Source organism: Cyclobacterium sp. SYSU L10401 (assembly GCF_010993705.1).
Classification (GTDB): Bacteria; Bacteroidota; Bacteroidia; order Cytophagales; family Cyclobacteriaceae; genus Cyclobacterium.
This window is the reverse complement of sequence record NZ_WOFO01000005.1, coordinates 312,869-330,267: the sequence shown is the minus strand read 5'-3', so window position 1 is coordinate 330,267 and position 17,399 is coordinate 312,869. Positions and strand designations below refer to the sequence as shown.

Here is a 17,399-nt window from a genome sequence, read left to right as displayed (position 1 = left end):
CCGCAGCAGGTAAAAGAACGGAAGAGGTATAAAGTCGTTAACCGATGAGGTTGCCCTCATCATCCCATTGCGCAATGGTACCCCGGGTGCTGATATCCAGGTAAACATCCTTGTATTTGGGGTCATTTTGAAGCCCATGCTTGGCCAGTACCTCTTCCGGGACACCGTCCCAGGCATTGGGTTTATTGCCCACATAGCCTAGGTCCTTAAACCCTTCTTCACTGGTAAAGAAACCGGTAGCCGTAAGGTTGCGGAGCATGTTAAAAAAGCGTACTCCTCCTTCATTCTCCGCTTTGGCCTTATCCGGGTAGGCGATCTCATCTATGATCTGTATCCTTTGGTCCTCACTGATTTCAAGAAATTTACTGCCAAACATTTCATCCGATTTATGGTCCAGCCACAACAAGCCACCGCGCATGGGAGTTTGGTAGCTCGGGATATCCTTCATCATGAACTCAATGAAATCAGGCACCCCGGCATCTGTAGCACTTCCGGAGGTATCGTCTGCTGGAATGATGATATCTACCAGTACATCTAATTTTTTTCGCTCCTCATCGGTAAAGAAAGTGCTGGATTTGAGGTTTTCATTGTGAATGATTTCCTCGGGAGTCCTGCCATAACTGCCAAACTCACCAATGGTAGGATTGTGGGGGATTTCTGTGGTTTCAGGAGCTTCAGGCCCACATCCTGTAAAAAGGAAGCCTGAAGCCAGGGAACCGGTGAATAAAAGCTTTAAATTTTCTCTTCTGTTCATGGCCTTATATGTTTTTCTTGTTTAGTTGATCAATGATGTATTCGGATGTTCTCCAGGAAAGTGCCAGGATGGTCCAGGTAGGATTTTTGTCTGCCTGAGACACAAAAGGCCCTCCGTCTACTACAAAAAGATTTTTACAGTCATGTGCCTGTGAATTTTTGTTCAAAACTGAAGTGCCGGGATCATCCCCCATCCGGGTGGTGCCTACCTCGTGGATGATACGACCGGGTTTGTGCAGGCCGTATTGCTGCTCTGGACCGGGTTTATTACCTAAAATCACGGCTCCCATGCTGCCCAATATTTCCTCGAAGGTTTCGTGCATGTGTTGGGCCTGCTTCAATTCCTGGTCTGTCCATTTGTAATGGAATTTCAGTACCGGTATACCGTATTTATCTACTACCTGATTGTCAATCTCGCAGTAATTGCTATACTGAGGGATACTTTCCCCTCTGCCGGACATGCCTACCGTGCTGCCATAAAATCTGCGGATATCCTTTTTCAGGCCTTCACCGTACCCTCCGTTTGGACTGGGCTTACCAAACTCATCTTTTACATATTGTCTCATGGTGTCCATGCCACCACCAAATCCATAGGAAGGCATTCCCATGCCGCCCCAATATTCGATATGGTAACCCCTGGCAAAATCAAGGTTCTTTTCATTCAGCCACCAGGGGGTGTAGATATGCATGCCACCTACCCCATCTTCGTTGTACTTTTGCCGGTCCATCATGTCCGGCAGGATTCCCATCCGGTCTGCGCCTGTAGAGTCATGGAGATACCGGCCCACGTGCCCGGAGCTGTTTCCCAGTCCATTCGGGTGGGTTTTTGATTTGGAATTCAACATGATCCTGGCAGATTCGCAGGCGGATGCGCCCAAAACCACTACCCTTGCACTGAGCTTATGCTCCTGCATGTCCAGTTTGCTGATGTAGGTTACTCCAGTGGCTTCACCCTGCTCATTTGTCGTTACTTTTCTGACCATGGCCATGGTAAACAGATCTACCTGACCCTTTTTCATGGCTGGTTTGACCAGGCAGGTACCGGAGGAAAAGTCTGCATAAATCTGACAGGCCCTGTTGCATTGGTTGCAAAAAAAGCAAGTGCCCCGCTCATTATTGACCGGCCGGGTCAATATGGAAAGCCTGGAAGGAATGACTGGTATATTGATTTTGTCAGCACCCTTTTTGATGCGCAATTCGTGAAGCCTTGGCTTAGGTGGAGGAAGAAAAAATCCATCCGGCTCATTGTTAATGCCCTCCTTTGAACCGAAAACACCAATCAATTTATCGACCTTATCATAATAAGGAGCTACATCCTCATACCCTATGGGCCAATTATCGCCCATACCGTCCAGATTCTTTCTTTTGAAATCTAAAGGCCCAAATCGTAGCGATATCCTGCCCCAGTGGTTGGTCCTGCCACCAAGCATCCTGGACCTGAACCAATCAAATTCGCTGCCCTGGCCTCGGGTGTAGGGTTCCCCTTCGATGTCCCAGCCACCAATCGCAGCGTCAAAATCACCAAATGGCCTGACAGTTCCTGCTCCCCTTCTCGGCGACTCCCAGGGAGGCCTTAATTGGGTGCGGTGCTCCTCTTTGGCTGGATCAAAATCAGCGCCTGCCTCTACTACGGCAACCCTTAATCCAGCTTCCGCCAATATTTTGGAAGCCATGCCTCCACCAGCACCGGAGCCTACAATGATGACATCATAGGAATCAGCAGCGGTCTGTATATGTATACTCATGTTTTTTTCTTTGATTAAAATTTTTCAAAAAGTAAGACAATTTTCGTAAAATAAAAAACAAATTTATCCGGAATTGCCAGGCTGGATTCATTCGGTTGATGGGTTTTGCCAGCTCATTCCCTGTCATAGCAAAGGTTCCAAATATTGCCAAACTGTTTCAGCCACAATTTGATGGCCTTCGGCTGTTGGGTGAATGCCATCCGGTAAATTGTATTCCGGGTCACCGGCCACCCCTTCTAAAAGAAACGGAATAAGGGCAACGTCTTCGTCTTCTGCAATCTCAGCATACATTTCCCTGAATTCATCTGTATAAGCCTGCCCCATGTTGGGAGGGATTTGCATTCCCGCCAGAAGCACCTTTGTTTCCGGGTACTTTTCTTCTACGGCGTTGATAATGCCACGGAGGTTTTTCTCTGTTTCATCCAATGAAATGCCTCTCAAGCCATCATTACCCCCCAGTTCTAAGATAAAGATTTCCGGTTTTTCCTCCAGAAACCAATCCAGCCTGCTCAGACCGCTTGCGGTGGTTTCCCCGCTCAATCCGCCGTTGATCACCTGATAGGCCAAGTCCAAACTGTCCAGCTTTTGCTGGATAAGTGCAGGAAACGCTTCATAGTCTTCTAAACCGTATCCGGCAGTCAAACTGTTTCCAAAAAATAAAATGGTTTTTCGCTCAGATTTTTCCTGTACTTCCGTGCCCGATGCGGCTGTGGTTTTTTCTTCACTTTCCTTTTGACTACAGGAAAAAACCAGCAATAACAGAAGAAACGAAATCCGAAACAGGTGAAATGTATTTTTCATTGGTATTGAATTTAATTTTAAGGGAAGGTGTTAAAATTACTAAACTTAATTCACTATTGTTTTTGTTGACCGGGTTTTTATCTTTTATTTGAAAGTTATGAATATATTGAAAGTTGAAAATCTGACCAAGACTTACAGGAGCGGCAATCGGGAACTCACTGTTTTGGATCAGGTAAATTTTGAAGTGGCCCTTGGGGATACATTATCTATAGTAGGACCTTCCGGAAGCGGAAAAACCACCTTACTGGGCCTTTGTGCTGGTTTGGATGTGGCCAGCTCGGGTAGTGTAATGCTAGGGGAAAAAGCTTTGGAAAGCATGAATGAAGACCAGAGGGCAGCCATCCGGAACCAAATGGTAGGATTTATTTTTCAGAATTTTCAACTTTTACAAACCCTCACTGCTTTGGAAAACGTCATGGTTCCGCTTGAACTCAAAAAGAGGAAAGATGCCAGGGCAAAGGCGACAGCCTTATTGGAAAAAGTAGGCCTGGGAGACCGGATGACCCATTACCCCAACCAACTTTCAGGAGGGGAGCAGCAGCGGGTTTCTATCGCCAGGGCATTTGCCAATGAACCCAAAATCCTGTTTGCTGATGAACCTACCGGTAACCTGGATACAGAAACCGGAGAAATGGTGGAGAACCTGATCTTTCAACTTAATGAAGAAGAAGGTACCACCCTGATTTTGGTCACTCATGACCTGGAGCTGGCCGCCAGGACCCATCAATCTATCCACATCAAAGGAGGAAAATTACAGGAGGCAGTCAATGGTTGATTGGAATTGGTCATTTTTAATGGCAAAAAGGGAGTTGAGAAAGACGGGGGTCAAACTGATTTTGTTTGTGTCTGCCATCGTCATAGGTATTGCTGCCCTGGTGGCGGTCACCTCTTTTGGAGACAACCTGAGTAAAGATATTGATAATCAGGCAAAGGAGCTTTTAGGAGCAGATTTGTCTTTGCGAAAAAACCAACCCATTGATTTTCCCGATATCGAAAGCCAGGCCTCAGCACAGGCCTATGAGGTGAATTTTGCCTCTATGGTTTATTTTCCAAAAGTAGGAGAAAGCAGGCTTACCCAGGTTAGGGCACTGGAAGGAGATTTCCCCTTCTACGGGGAGCTGGAAACGCTACCTGATGCCGGAGAAGAAACCTTCAGAAAGGGTAACAAAAGGGCCCTGGTGGAGAAAACGCTAATGGCGCAATTTGGCGCAGTGGTGGGTGACAGTATCAAAGTAGGTGATGTGACCCTGGAGATCGTCGGCTCGCTACAAAAGGTTCCCGGTCAGAATGGGATCACAGCGACGGTAGCCCCGGCAGTATACATACCCATGGATCAGCTGGAAGCCTCCGGATTGGTCCAATATGGAAGCCGGGTCAACCACATCCACTATTTTCAATTTCCGGAAGAGCTGGAGATAGAAACCCTGGTAGCAGAAAACGAAGAGCAATGGGAGGAAAATAAGGTACGACATGAGACCGTGCAGTCCCAGAAGGAGTCTACCGGAAGGTCTTTTCAAAACCTGGCCAATTTCCTGAGCCTGGTGGCTTTCATTGCCGTTTTGCTCGGCTGTGTGGGTGTGGGTAGTGCCATCAATGTTTTTGTGAAAGAAAAACTGCCGTCAGTGGCAGTTTTGAGGTGCCTGGGGGTACGGTCAAAGGAAATTGTGATGGTCTATTTGGTTCAAATATTCATCATGGGTTTATTGGGATCCATGTTGGGCGCTGCTTTAGGTGCCTTTTTACAATTTTTATTGCCTTTTGTTTTCAGTGATTTCCTTCCGGTAGAGGTAAGTGTACAGGTTTCATGGAAAGCCGTCACAATGGGTACCTTGACCGGCGTACTCATTTCGATTCTTTTTGCCTTGATCCCCTTACTTAAAATCCGGAAGGTGTCTCCCATGATGACGCTCAGACCGGATGATCAGAGCACTGGATTGGGTAAAGACCCCCTTCGTTGGATGGTGTTGTTTGCCATCCTGTTGTTTATTTTTGGGTTCAGTTATTTTTTACTCGAAGAATGGGATGAAGCATTGTGGTTTACAGGATATGTCATCTTTGCCTTTGGAGCGCTGTGGTTACTCGCCCTGGGCACCATGAAGGCCATCAGGAAATTCCTGCCGATTTCACTGAACTATCCAGCAAGACAGGCCCTGGCCAATTTGTACCGGCCCAATAACCAAACGGTATCTTTGCTGGCCACGATTGGGCTGGGTACTGCCATGATCGGAACCCTCTTTTTTATCCAGAATCAATTGCTGGATGAAGTGCGTTTTGCGGATAAGGAAGATCAACCCAATATGCTGTTTTTTGACATACAAACCCATCAGGTAGACAGCATGAAATCGGTGCTGGAAGATAAAGGATTGCCTCTTTTGCAACATGTCCCTATCGTAACAATGGGGGTGTCCGAAGTCAATGGATTGACCAAAAAAGACAATGAGGAATTGGACGATGAGGACAGACGGTCCAACTCCATGTACAACCGGGAGTTCAGGGTGACTTATAGGGACACACTGATCAAAACCGAGGAATTGATCGCAGGTAAACTGATTCTTTACACCAATGAAAATGACAGTATTTTCGTATCCATGGAGGAAGGGTATGCCGAAAGAAACCATGTTGAGCTGGGAGATGAAGTGGTATTTAACGTCCAGGGCAGGCCCCTAACCACCTATGTGGGGAGTTTCAGGAAGGTAAACTTCCGACAGGTGTCCACCAATTTTCTGGTGGTCTTCCCGGATAAAGTGTTAGAAAATGCACCTAAATTTCACGTGCTGATCACCAAGACCAAGAATGATCAGGAATCTGCAGATATCCAGAACATGATGGTGAGACAGTTTCCCAATGTATCAGTGATCAACCTGAGCATGATTGTAGAAACATTGGAGGAAATATTAAGCAAAATCAGCTTTGTCATTCAGTTCATGGCATTGTTTAGCATACTTACCGGCGTGCTGGTGTTGATAAGCTCGCTGTTGATCAGTAAGTTTCAGCGCATCAGGGAAAATATTCTGCTAAGGACCATTGGTGCCGAAAAGCGGGTTTTGTTAAAAATCAATGCCCTGGAATACTTTTTCCTGGGGAGTCTTGCTGCCGGAGGAGGAGTCATCCTTTCTGTTGTGGCGGCATTTTTGCTTAGCTATTATGTTTTTGAAATAAGCTTTCGCATGGAATGGCTTCCCCTGATATTGGTTTTTGGCCTGATCACGCTGCTGACCGTATTCCTGGGCTGGATCAATAGCCTGAACATCCTGAAAGCTAAAACCATGGATATATTGCGGGCTTAAGGGGCTGCGGTTTCTCGCTGAAGTTTTTTTAAAATATTTACCAGTTGTGAAACCTTTTGATGTAAATAAATGTATATACATTAAATACATAAAGATATAAATGAAAATTGAAGAAGAGATAAAGCAAAAGCCATTTAAGGATGCCTATTCGAAGGCCATGGTAAACTTGCTGTATACGCATAGTTACCTGGTCAGCCGGCAAAGTCGGCTGTTTAAACCTTATGGTTTATCTCCGGAGCAATACAATGTATTGAGGATCCTTCGGGGAAAACACCCGGAGCCTACGACAGTCTCTTCCATACAAGACAGGATGCTCAATAAAATGAGCAATGCATCCAGGCTGGTGGAAAAACTGAAACAAAAGGGAATGGTGGAAAGAAAAGAATGCGCCGAAGACCGGAGGCAGGTTGACATCACCATTACGAGCAAGGGGCTGGAGACCCTCAGCCTATTGGAAAGTGAAGTAAAAAAATTCAATAAAGATTCCATCCAACTCTCAGAGGAGGAGGTAAACCAACTGAACGAGTTGTTGGATAAATTAAGGGGATAAAATTTTTTTGCTAAAAAAGTGTATATACATAAAATGTAATTACTTATAAATTAAATCAAAACATAATCAAACTATTAAATTTTAAAATTATGAGCACTACAAAATGGATCATAGATCCCACACATTCAGAAGTTTCTTTTAAGGTAAAACACCTGGTGATCTCTACGGTAACCGGCTATTTCAGGGAATTTGAAGGACAAGCAGCCACGGAAGGGGAAGATTTCTCAGGAGCCAGTGTTAACTTTGCGGCAAATATTGACAGCATTGATACCAACCAGAAGGACAGGGATGCCCATTTAAAGTCTGCAGATTTTTTTGATGCCAACAATCATCCCAAGTTGGTTTTCGCCAATGGCAAGCTGGAAGAAAAGGACGGTGATTTGCAATTGAATGGTGACCTCACCATCAAGGAGACTACCCAACCGGTATCCTTTAAGGTGGACCATGGAGGAGTGGCTGTGGATGGTTACGGACAGACCAAGGCTGGTTTCGAACTGGAAGGGAAAATTTCAAGGAAGGCTTTTGGATTGACCTGGTCTGCGGTGACAGAAACCGGAAGTGTTGTCGTCGGCGACGAAGTGAAAATTCTTGCCAGCATACAGTTGGTAAAACAATAAAAACATACATTTATCCGGGTTCTGAGACCTTTCAGGGCCCGGAAATTAACCTTTAACCCATGGAAAATTTAATTTCAGGCATTCATCATGTGACAGCAATTGCTTCAGATCCCCAGCGAAATGTTGATTTTTACACACAGGTATTGGGTTTGAGGCTGGTGAAAAAAACCATCAACTTTGATGCTCCCGGAGTTTACCATTTCTATTTTGGTACAGAAACAGGCAGTCCGGGTACCATCCTGACCTTTTTCCCATTTAAAGCGGCAGCAAGAGGAAGAAGAGGCCTGGGGGAAATGACCTATACCTCCTTCTCTGTCCCTCCCGGATCCTTGGATTACTGGAAGGATAGGCTGAGCGACCTAGAGATTACCCATTCAGGTATCCTCAGCAGGTTTGGAGAAGAGTTGATCAGATTTACAGATCAGGACGGCATGGGACTGGAACTGGTAGCTGCCAGGGATGACAATAGGAAGGGGTGGTCAGGGGGGAGTATTCCTGAGCCCCATGCCATCAAAGGTTTTTCTGGTGCCACCCTGAACCTCAGGGATGTCCAACCAACGGCAGCTGTGTTGACCGAAGTGTTGAATTACAGTTTGATTGAGGTTTTGGATGGAAAACGGTATCGGTATGGAATTGCCGGAAATCCTGCTGAAACCATAGACCTGGTAATGGCAGATCCTGATTCAAGGTCTATCCAAAGTGCCGGCTCGGTACACCACCTGGCTTTCCGAACAAAGGATGAGTCGCAGCAATTGTCAATTCAAAAAAAATTACAGGATTTTGGCTTAGCGGTTACAGAAGTAAAAGACAGGAATTATTTCAAATCTATTTATTTCAGGGAACCGGGAGGGGTACTCTTTGAGGTGGCCACCGATGAGCCAGGCTTTTTGATAGATGAATCGCATGAGACATTGGGCACGGAATTAAAATTGCCTGACTGGGCCGAACCTCAGAGATCCCAAATTGAAGATCAATTGGAACCCATTGCAGTTAACTACAATATACCATGGAAGAAGTAATTAAAGTAGGAAAAGAAATAGCAGAAGCTGATAAAATCGCCATTCTGATACACGGCAGGGGAGCAAATGCAACAGGTATGTTGGGACTGGCCGATGCCTTGAAATTAGATGATTTCGCCGTTTTGGCTCCTCAGGCACCTGGCAATACCTGGTATCCTTATGGCTTTATGGTTCCGGAACAAGAAAATGAACCCTTTCTGAGCCAATCTCTGAAGCTGATAGGGGACCTCGTGCAGGAGGTTTTGGAGCAGAAAAAATCCCTGAGCCAACTGTATTTGATAGGATTTTCTCAAGGGGCCTGCCTTTCACTGGAGTTTGCAGCGCGCAATCCCTCCAGGTATGGAGGGGTAATTGCCTTTACAGGAGGACTGATAGGAGCCACACTTCCGCCCTACAAAGGAGATTTGAAAGGTACGCCTGTATTTATTGGGGCAAGTCTGGAAGATTTTCATGTGCCCTTTTCCAGGATAAAGGAAACAGAGCTTATTTTGTCCGATATGGGTGCCCAGGTAAAAGTTGCTGGTTTTCAGGATCGTTTGCACAGTATCAGAGAAGAGGAATTGACCATGGCGGATGAATTTGTCCTTGATTTTTGAAATTTTGTTTTTTGGCCCGGGATTTGACAAAACCTTCAGCGATGAGCTACCGTAAAGGGCTGTATCGATTAGCGAAGATCAGCAGGTCATGAAATCGAGCATGACGAGAACCTCACACAGTAGGCTGTTTTTCAATCATGCGAGATTCCACCCCAATAAATCGGGACAAGTTCTGACCGCTGAAAAAAATTATAAAAACATGAAATCGACACGATTAAAATCATCATTAAACACACCCGACAATGATTATTTTAATCGTCAAAGATTCTCCCGATTTAGTATCGGGACAGGCATCTGACCATTAAAAATCAAATTATAAACACATGAAACAAGTAATTTTGTTTATTTCCATTTTACTGATCAGCCCGATCGGGGTTTTTGCTCAGGATCCTGCACAGATAGCTGTAGAGGGTCGGAGTGAAATCAAAGCCATGCCGGATGAAGTTTTGATAACAGTTTCCCTCTTCGAAAAGGCCATGGAAACTGCGGCAGCTACGGAGGCCTTAAATAAAAAAGCCGGGCAGGTCAGCAATGCCCTGAAAGAGAGTGGTGTTTCGGATTATGAACTGACAGCAGATAATTATTATGTAAACGTAAACAGAATTTATACCAAGGGGACAGCTAAGGACAGTGGCTATGTAGCCAGTCAAAATCTCAAAATTCTGGTTAAGGATACGGATGAAGACTTGGTGAAGATCATTCAATCCTTACATGTTGCTGCCGATATGGGCTTCCGGATGGAATACAGGTTGTCTGAGGATACCAGGAAAAGTTATCAGGAGAAGTTGTTGCAACTGGCCATTGCAGATGCCCAAAGAAAAGCAGCCATCATCTCCAAATCTCTGAATATTGATCACCTGTCCGTTTATAAAATTAATTATCATTCCGGGGTTTCCTTTGAGCCGGTGGTTTACAGGGAGGAATCCATGAGAATGAAGGCAGCTGATCAGAGAACAGCCCCTACCCTGAACCCGGAGGAACAAACACTTACCGATCAAATCAGCATCATTTTTTCTATTGATAACCGTGACTGAAACCATTCCTTATCTTTAACGGAGCGGCAACTGCTCGGGCGGTCAGGATAACATTTTGGAGATGCATTGAGTTTTATGGTCATGAGAAAAACCCATGTTTTAGATTTCCTCAAAGAATTGTCTTCAAACAATTCCAAAGACTGGATGGATGCCAATAGGGATTGGTATGAAGAAGTAAAGCAAAGTCTTCTGGAAGATGTAGCGGAGATCCTGGCAGCATTATGTATCAGTCAACCGCTTTTTTCGGAACTTCGTCCAAAGGATTGTATTTTCCGGCAAAACAGGGACGTGAGGTTTAGTGCCAACAAACAACCTTACAAGACCAATATGGCGGCCTATTTTTCTATAGGCGGAAAAAAGTCAGTTGGCCCGGGATATTACCTTCACCTGCAACCTGGTGCGAGCTTTGTAGGAGGGGGGATTTATATGCCTGACGCAGCTACCCTGAAAAAAATAAGGCAGGAAATAGATTATTCCGGCAAGGAGCTGGAGCGTATCCTCCATCAATCCGAATTTCATGCCTATTTTGGAGATATGGAGGGGGAGCAATTAAAGACCTCACCCAGGGACTATGCGATGGATCATCCTTACATCAGGTATTTAAAATATAAAAGTTTTATTGTATCCCGGCCCATTACCGATCAGGACATTTCTTCCGGCAGTCATGTTGGTCTGGCTGTAACAGCTTTTGAAAAGATGCGCCCATTTCATGAATTTTTAGAAAGGGCGATTGCTGCCCCGGAAGATGATGCTTCTTTGCTTTAAAGCAGGTGTTTTTCTATGGCCACGGCTACCCCGTCCGCTTTACTGTCTGTCGTAAACTCCCTGGCCACCGCTTTTACCTCCTCACGGGCATTGCCCACGGCGATACCCAGCCCTACGCTTTTCAATAACTCTATGTCATTGAAATTGTCACCAAAGGCCATTACTTCAGACATGTCAATGCCGTAGTTTTCGAGTACAAGTTTCAGGCCGGTAGCTTTGGAAATCGACCTGGGAGCGATTTCAATATAGGTTTTCTTGGAACGGTAAAGGTGGAGCAGGGATGAAAAATCCTGCACCAGTTGCTGGTATAGCCATCCTATAGCTTCTGACTCTCCCATGCACATGACTTTATGTGCTCCCAGTTGTCCCCTTTGCCAGGAATCAATGACGGCATGGTTATCGAGAATAGAAGCCTTTACCTTGGTGGCTTTTTCCTCTTTTTCGGTCCATTTATCAGCCTTAGGGGCATACCAGTCATCTTTGGAATAAAGGCTGATGTGGATGGGCTTGCCCATTGCCAATTCAATGATCTTCCGGCATATTTTGGCTTCTATCCAGGTACTACTCAGCGGGGATTCCGGGCTTTTAGCAGGCTGGAGCACAAAGCCTCCATTATAGCAGATAATGGGGTTATTTTCCCGTTGCAGGTCTTTCTGAAGGTGTCTCATGGCTGCCGGCATTCTGGAAGAGGCCAGGATAACCGGTAGGTCTTCGGGGAGGGAAGCAAAGGCTTCCCTGGTTCTTTTGGAGATTTCCCTGTTTTTATCCAGTAAAGTTCCGTCTATATCGGTACAAATCGCTTTGATGGACATTCGCAAATGATTTTTTGCGAAGATAGGGAATCAAATGGCTTTGCTAAAAAGAGGCCGGGCTTTTTTATTGCTTTGCATATAGGGATCAAATGCCGCACAAATGTTCCGCACAAACGGTTTTCCTGTATCTGTTATAGCCAGCCCCTCTTCCTCAATGGTTATCAGGTCCTCCTTTTTAAAGGCCATTAATTGATTCAAGAATTCCCCTGCTAGTGGTCTCAGACCCTTCCAGGAAACCCTGTGATTGCAGATCAGGCTCATGATCAGTTGTTTGATTTCCAGGTCGCCAGAACTTTGAACATGTCCTTTGATTATGGGGAAAGATCCGGCAATTATTTTTTCTTTATAGAGTTCGACGGATTTTTCATTTTGTCCATAGGCATAATGGATATCGCTGATGGCACTGCATCCCAGACCTACCAGGATCTTTGAGGGGGAGTTGGTGTACCCCATAAAATTTCTGTGCAGGGTTTTTTGATGTTTGGCTACCAGTAAAGGATCTCCGGGCAAAGCAAAGTGATCCATGCCGATTTCTTCGTAGCCCATTTCCTCGAGCCAGATTTTGCCTTGTTCATATAATTTTCTTTTTTCATTTTCATCAGGCAGGTAAGCTTCAAAGGATTTCTGAGCAGGAAATGCTGTAGGTAGGTGGGCGTAACTGTAAAAGGCAATCCTTTCGGGCAACAATTCCCTGACCTTTTGAAAGGTTGTATACAGGGTGGCAAGGGTCTGATGGGGAAGGCCGTATATCAGGTCAAAATTGATGGAGTCGTATCCCAATTGCCGGCTTTGGTCGGTAACTTCTTTTACTTTTTCAAAGGGTTGTATGCGGTGGATGGCCTGTTGCACCTGAAGGTCAAAATCCTGTATCCCATAACTAACCCGGGAAAATCCGAATTGGGCCAGGGTATGCAAATGTTCTTTGCTGGTATTATTGGGATGTCCCTCAAAGCTAAACTCAAATGATTCTGCACGTATGGAGGTTTTGTCGATGTGGTTGAGAAGAATCCCCAGGGCTGCCGGAGAAAAGAAGGTAGGGGTTCCACCACCCAGATGAATACCTGCCAGTTTGGGTTTTTTATCCAATGATGCCAGGTACATGTTCCATTCCTTCATGACGGCAGAAATGTAGGGTATTTCGACCCGATGGTTTTTAGTAATTCTTTTGTTGCAACCACAGTAGGTGCACAGGCTTTCACAGTAGGGCAAATGTATATAGAGTGAAATGCCATCGGTCTCTCCAAATTCCTGGTAGCTCCGTTTAAAATGATTTTCCCAGCTTTCTGCGCTAAGATCATTGTTCCAGTGGGGTAATGCAGGGTAGGAGGTATACCGGGGGGCAGGTACATTGTATTTTTTAATGAGCGCTGGCGCAGACATAAGTGTGGGATAATAGTTTGGAAATACAAAGTACCCCATCCCTATCCCAAAAAACCATGACAAGAAAAAGTAAGAACCCTGATAAAGATCAGGGTTTATAAAAAGTGTTATCCAAATGTAAATACTGTTATTGGTGGTTCAGGTAGTAACTTACAGGTACATAAGGAAGGTTAAAAGTATCGGCTACTGCCTGATAGACCACATCCCCTTTAATGATATTGAGCCCGGATTTCAATTCAGGATACCTGATACAGGCATCTTGCCAGCCGCTTTTTGCCAGTTCCAATGCATAGGGGAGGGTAGCATTGGTAAGTGCTAGTGTGGAGGTGTAGGGGACTGCCCCAGGCATATTGGCCACACAATAGTGAAGCACTCCTTCAATGGTATAGGTAGGGTTCTCATGGGTGGTAGGCTGGCAGGTTTCTATACAGCCTCCCTGATCCACAGCCACATCTACCAATACGGTGCCGGGGACCATTTCCCTTAGCATGTCTTTGGTGATCAGGTGAGGGGCTTTGGCTCCGGGAATAAGTACGGCCCCTATGATCAGGTCTGCCTTAGGTATCAGGTTTCTGATGTTGTATTCATTGGACATCATGGTTTTGACATTTTTGGGCATGACATCCGAAAGGTAGCGCATGCGGGGCAGGGACACATCCAGAATGATCACGTCTGCACCCAGGCCGGCGGCCATCCAGGCAGCCTGTGTTCCAACGATGCCTCCACCCAGGATCAATACCTTTGCGGGCAAGGTTCCCGGTACACCCCCCAGCAAAATCCCCCTTCCTCCCAGTGGTTTCTCCAGATAGTTTGCCCCTTTCTGTACAGCCATTCGACCTGCCACTTCAGACATAGGCACCAGTAGAGGTAAGCTCCTGTCCTCTTTTTCTACCGTTTCATAGGCCATGCAAACCGCTTTGCTTTTGACCATAGCCCTGGTAAGGGGTTCATGAGAGGCAAAATGGAAATAAGTAAACATTAACTGGTCCTCCCGGATCAATTCATATTCGGAGGCAATGGGCTCCTTGACCTTCATGATCATTTCTCCTGTTTCGTAGGTGGATTCTATGGAAGGAAGAATTTTTGCGCCGGCAATTTCGTAGGCTTCATCTATAAAGCCGCTGCCCTCGCCGGCCGATTTTTGAATAAAAACCTCATGACCGTTTTTGACAAATTCCTTCGCTCCGGCAGGAGTAAGGGCTACTCTGTTTTCATTGTTTTTGATTTCCCTGGGGACGGCTATGCGCATGGCTGATATGGTTAAGGTCTGGGGCAAATATAAACAGCCTGAGTAGCGCAAGGAACTTTTGAAGGATAAAAGATCTTAAAAAATTGCCGTAAAAACAGAGAAATAATAAATATAGCCCAATTTGCAACCCCTGCTGACCGGAGATGAAAGTATAATAATTATTGCCAGGTAGTTAATGGGCTTTTATATGGGATAAGTAATTTTTAAAAAATTTAATTCTGAATTAAATGATATAAATCATATTATCAAAATATTATTGTTTTTAATTGATTTTTTATGCATTTAAAAATTGGGATAAGTCCAAAAATTGTGTATTTTTGAAAACCATGGTAAGTCGAAACAAAGAAACCAGTTTGATTAAAGAATATGGAATCCTTATCCACATTGACTGAAGAAAGTATAGTGAGTTTAGATAAAAAGTGCATTTTAGCTGATTACAAAATGGTGATGATCAGCAGGCATGCATCATTGACGGTAAGGAAGGAAGTATTCATGGGGAAGGCCAAATTCGGAATTTACGGAGATGGCAAGGAATTGGCACAAGTGGCCATGGCCAGGTATTTTGAACCGGGAGATTTCAGGTCGGGTTACTACCGGGACCAGACCCTGATGTTTGCCATGGAGGAATTGGGATTACAGGAGTATTTTGCACAGCTCTACGCCCATACGGATGTGAAGGCAGAGCCTGCCAGCGGAGGCCGCTTGATGAATGGGCACTTTGCTACCAGGTCCCTCAATGAGGATGGTTCCTGGAAAAATCTGATGGAGATGAAAAACTCCACGGCAGATATTTCTCCCACTGCAGCCCAAATGCCAAAATTATTAGGGTTGGCTTATGCTTCCAAGTTGTACAGGGAAAATCGAGAGCTGCATGGTATGAAGACTTTTTCCAACAAAGGTAGAGAAGTAGCCTGGGGTACCATCGGAAATGCTTCCACGGCTGAAGGGATGTTCTTCGAAACATTCAATGCCGGAGGAGTTTTGCAGGTACCCATGGTGATTTCAGTTTGGGATGATGATTATGGTATTTCAGTCACCAATGATTTTCAGGTGACCAAGGCCAGTATTTCCGCTGCCCTGGAAGGATTCAGGAGAAATCACAAAGAAAAAGGATATGAAATTTTTGTCGTCAGGGGATGGGACTATGAGTCTTTGGTTGCCACCTATCGAAAGGCGGCTACACTAGCCAGGGAAAAGCATGTACCGGTATTGGTTCATGTCACAGAAATGACCCAGCCGCAGGGCCATTCCACCTCCGGATCCCATGAAAGGTATAAAAGTAAGGAGCGGCTTGCCTGGGAGGCAGCGCATGATTGTGTGGTAAAATTTAGGGAGTATATTTTAAGTCATGATATTGCCAGCAAGGACGAGCTGGATCAAATTGATGAGGCCGCTAAACAACTGGTAAAGGAGAGCAAGGACAAAGCCTGGAAGGCATTTACTTATACGATTAAAAAAGAGTTGGATGAAGCCGTGCAGTTGATCCGGGAATTGGCGAGCCACAGCTCATGTAAAAATGAATTGAGTCAGCTGGCGCAGGATTTACGGCAGATGCTTAATCCTGTGCGGATGGATGTTATCGGTTCAGTCAGAAAGGCATTGGTTTTGGCTAGAAATGAGCCGCCGGAAATTAAAGCGAAACTTCAGGAATGGTATCGTACTCAAAAACAATTGAACCTGGAACGATACTCGAGTCACCAGTATAGTGAATCGAGTGAAAGATCTGCTGCCATTGCTCCTGTTTCCGTAAAGTACACAGATCCATCTCCGATGGTGGATGGTCGTGAAGTTTTGAAAGCCTGTTTTGATGCGATGCTTACCAGAGACTCCAGGGTATTTGCCATAGGGGAGGATGTGGGTAAAATCGGAGATGTCAATCAGGCTTTTGCGGGTCTGCAGGCCAGGCATGGGGAACTGAGGGTCACAGATACAGGAATCAGAGAAGTAAGCATCATTGGGCAGGGCATCGGTGCGGCACTCAGAGGCTTAAGGCCCATTACTGAGATCCAATACCTGGATTACCTGATTTATGCCTTGATGACCCTCTCAGACGACCTGGCTTGTTTGCACTACAGAACCAAAGGAGGACAAAAGGCACCTCTGATCATCAGAACCAGAGGTCATCGCCTTGAAGGTGTCTGGCATTCAGGCTCTCCTATTGGAATGATTTTAAATAGTCTTCGGGGGATATTGCTTTGTGTCCCCAGAAACATGACGCAGGCTGCAGGAATGTACAATACGCTGTTGGAGGCCGATGAGCCCGCCATCATGATTGAAGTTTTAAATGGATACCGGTTAAAAGAAAAAATGCCTGCAAATATAGGGGAATTCAAGATAGCTTTAGGCCATCCGGAAATTCTCAGAGAGGGAGAGGATATTACGGTGGTGACTTATGGCGCCATGTGCCGGATTGTTCAAAGTGCTGCAGAGGAATTGGCTGGAATTGGTATTTCAGTAGAGGTAATTGATGTTCAGACCTTGGTGCCTTTTGATCTAAATCAGGTAATTTCCACCTCAATAAAAAAGACCAATCGGGTGATCTTTGCAGATGAAGATGTGCCGGGTGGGGCATCCGCCTTCATGATGCAGCAGGTAATTGAAGGCCAGAAAGCATATTTTCATCTTGATGCACAGCCGGTAACCCTTTCTGCCAAAGAGCACAGGCCTGCCTATTCTTCTGATGGGGATTATTTTTCAAAACCCAGCGTGGATGATGTGGTAGAAAAAGTGTACAGCATCATGCACGAGGCCAATCCGACTAAATTTCCAGCAATTTATTGAGACAATACTA

The 17,399-nt window shown here is 45.3% G+C and carries 15 protein-coding genes; 9 read left to right on the top strand and 6 right to left on the bottom strand.

What is annotated here, in order from left to right; genetic code table 11:
- Window positions 1-37: 37 nt before the first annotated feature.
- The 3 genes from GL182_RS14490 to GL182_RS14480 all read right to left on the bottom strand — a co-directional run bounded on the left by GL182_RS14490 (window position 38) and on the right by GL182_RS14480 (window position 3,299).
- Window positions 38-754, bottom strand: coding sequence for a gluconate 2-dehydrogenase subunit 3 family protein (locus GL182_RS14490; protein WP_163380396.1), 717 nt, complete (start codon window positions 752-754; stop codon window positions 38-40).
- 4 nt (window positions 755-758) lie between these two features.
- Window positions 759-2,498 carry a GMC oxidoreductase gene (locus GL182_RS14485; RefSeq protein WP_163380394.1) on the bottom strand — a complete coding sequence of 580 codons (1,740 nt, stop codon included), beginning with the start codon at window positions 2,496-2,498 and terminating at the stop codon, window positions 759-761.
- 123 nt (window positions 2,499-2,621) lie between these two features.
- Window positions 2,622-3,299 (bottom strand): arylesterase, encoded by a 678-nt coding sequence (locus tag GL182_RS14480; RefSeq protein ID WP_163380392.1) that lies wholly within the window; start codon window positions 3,297-3,299, stop codon window positions 2,622-2,624.
- 97 nt (window positions 3,300-3,396) lie between these two features.
- Here GL182_RS14480 and GL182_RS14475 point away from each other — a divergent pair, with 97 nt between their 5' ends.
- The 8 genes from GL182_RS14475 to GL182_RS14440 all read left to right on the top strand — a co-directional run bounded on the left by GL182_RS14475 (window position 3,397) and on the right by GL182_RS14440 (window position 11,167).
- Complete coding sequence (locus GL182_RS14475) at window positions 3,397-4,074, top strand: ABC transporter ATP-binding protein (protein ID WP_163380391.1); 678 nt, start codon at window positions 3,397-3,399, stop codon at window positions 4,072-4,074.
- A complete protein-coding gene (locus GL182_RS14470; protein WP_163380390.1) occupies window positions 4,067-6,586 on the top strand; it encodes an ABC transporter permease in 2,520 nt (839 codons plus the stop codon). Before GL182_RS14475 ends, GL182_RS14470 begins: the two co-directional genes overlap by 8 nt.
- 100 nt (window positions 6,587-6,686) lie before the next feature.
- On the top strand, window positions 6,687-7,136 hold the full coding sequence (locus GL182_RS14465) for a MarR family winged helix-turn-helix transcriptional regulator (protein ID WP_163380388.1): 450 nt from the start codon (window positions 6,687-6,689) through the stop codon (window positions 7,134-7,136).
- A gap of 89 nt (window positions 7,137-7,225) precedes the next feature.
- A complete protein-coding gene (locus GL182_RS14460) occupies window positions 7,226-7,753 on the top strand; it encodes a YceI family protein (protein WP_163380387.1) in 528 nt (175 codons plus the stop codon).
- 59 nt (window positions 7,754-7,812) lie between these two features.
- Window positions 7,813-8,772: a ring-cleaving dioxygenase gene (locus tag GL182_RS14455; RefSeq protein ID WP_163380386.1), complete on the top strand. Its 960-nt coding sequence runs from the start codon at window positions 7,813-7,815 to the stop codon at window positions 8,770-8,772.
- Complete coding sequence (locus GL182_RS14450) at window positions 8,760-9,368, top strand: alpha/beta hydrolase (protein ID WP_163380384.1); 609 nt, start codon at window positions 8,760-8,762, stop codon at window positions 9,366-9,368. Before GL182_RS14455 ends, GL182_RS14450 begins: the two co-directional genes overlap by 13 nt.
- A gap of 323 nt (window positions 9,369-9,691) precedes the next feature.
- Window positions 9,692-10,402 carry an SIMPL domain-containing protein gene (locus tag GL182_RS14445; protein ID WP_163380383.1) on the top strand — a complete coding sequence of 237 codons (711 nt, stop codon included), beginning with the start codon at window positions 9,692-9,694 and terminating at the stop codon, window positions 10,400-10,402.
- An 81-nt stretch (window positions 10,403-10,483) separates the two neighbouring features.
- Complete coding sequence (locus tag GL182_RS14440; protein ID WP_163380381.1) at window positions 10,484-11,167, top strand: DUF2461 domain-containing protein; 684 nt, start codon at window positions 10,484-10,486, stop codon at window positions 11,165-11,167.
- Here the strand turns inward: GL182_RS14440 and GL182_RS14435 are convergent.
- From GL182_RS14435 to ald, 3 genes are all read right to left on the bottom strand, one after another.
- Window positions 11,164-11,979, bottom strand: a complete 816-nt coding sequence (locus GL182_RS14435) for a Cof-type HAD-IIB family hydrolase (RefSeq protein WP_163380379.1) — start codon at window positions 11,977-11,979, stop codon at window positions 11,164-11,166. The two genes, GL182_RS14440 and GL182_RS14435, sit on opposite strands and share 4 nt — an antisense overlap.
- Before the next feature lie 30 nt (window positions 11,980-12,009).
- Window positions 12,010-13,359: an oxygen-independent coproporphyrinogen III oxidase gene (gene hemN, locus GL182_RS14430; protein ID WP_163380377.1), complete on the bottom strand. Its 1,350-nt coding sequence runs from the start codon at window positions 13,357-13,359 to the stop codon at window positions 12,010-12,012.
- Between the two features lie 127 nt (window positions 13,360-13,486).
- Window positions 13,487-14,608, bottom strand: coding sequence for an alanine dehydrogenase (gene ald, locus GL182_RS14425; RefSeq protein ID WP_163380376.1), 1,122 nt, complete (start codon window positions 14,606-14,608; stop codon window positions 13,487-13,489).
- 366 nt (window positions 14,609-14,974) lie between these two features.
- Between ald and GL182_RS14420 the strand changes: the two genes are divergently transcribed.
- Entirely contained in the window at window positions 14,975-17,389 is a 2,415-nt protein-coding gene (locus GL182_RS14420; RefSeq protein ID WP_163380375.1) for a thiamine pyrophosphate-dependent enzyme, read from the top strand.
- Window positions 17,390-17,399: the final 10 nt, after the last annotated feature.

Bases quoted from the DNA above. Each gene is read 5' to 3' on its own strand.
- GL182_RS14465 (WP_163380388.1), top strand. From the start codon at position 6,687: ATGAAAATTGAAGAAGAGATAAAGCAAAAGCCATTTAAGGATGCCTAT.
- GL182_RS14440 (WP_163380381.1), top strand. From the start codon at position 10,484: ATGAGAAAAACCCATGTTTTAGATTTCCTCAAAGAATTGTCTTCAAAC.
- hemN (WP_163380377.1), bottom strand. From the start codon at position 13,359: ATGTCTGCGCCAGCGCTCATTAAAAAATACAATGTACCTGCCCCCCGG.
- GL182_RS14475 (WP_163380391.1), top strand. From the start codon at position 3,397: ATGAATATATTGAAAGTTGAAAATCTGACCAAGACTTACAGGAGCGGC.
- ald (WP_163380376.1), bottom strand. From the start codon at position 14,608: ATGCGCATAGCCGTCCCCAGGGAAATCAAAAACAATGAAAACAGAGTA.
- GL182_RS14450 (WP_163380384.1), top strand. From the start codon at position 8,760: ATGGAAGAAGTAATTAAAGTAGGAAAAGAAATAGCAGAAGCTGATAAA.
- GL182_RS14470 (WP_163380390.1), top strand. From the start codon at position 4,067: ATGGTTGATTGGAATTGGTCATTTTTAATGGCAAAAAGGGAGTTGAGA.
- GL182_RS14420 (WP_163380375.1), top strand. From the start codon at position 14,975: ATGGAATCCTTATCCACATTGACTGAAGAAAGTATAGTGAGTTTAGAT.
- GL182_RS14490 (WP_163380396.1), bottom strand. From the start codon at position 754: ATGAACAGAAGAGAAAATTTAAAGCTTTTATTCACCGGTTCCCTGGCT.
- GL182_RS14485 (WP_163380394.1), bottom strand. From the start codon at position 2,498: ATGAGTATACATATACAGACCGCTGCTGATTCCTATGATGTCATCATT.
- GL182_RS14460 (WP_163380387.1), top strand. From the start codon at position 7,226: ATGAGCACTACAAAATGGATCATAGATCCCACACATTCAGAAGTTTCT.
- GL182_RS14455 (WP_163380386.1), top strand. From the start codon at position 7,813: ATGGAAAATTTAATTTCAGGCATTCATCATGTGACAGCAATTGCTTCA.
- GL182_RS14435 (WP_163380379.1), bottom strand. From the start codon at position 11,979: ATGTCCATCAAAGCGATTTGTACCGATATAGACGGAACTTTACTGGAT.
- GL182_RS14480 (WP_163380392.1), bottom strand. From the start codon at position 3,299: ATGAAAAATACATTTCACCTGTTTCGGATTTCGTTTCTTCTGTTATTG.
- GL182_RS14445 (WP_163380383.1), top strand. From the start codon at position 9,692: ATGAAACAAGTAATTTTGTTTATTTCCATTTTACTGATCAGCCCGATC.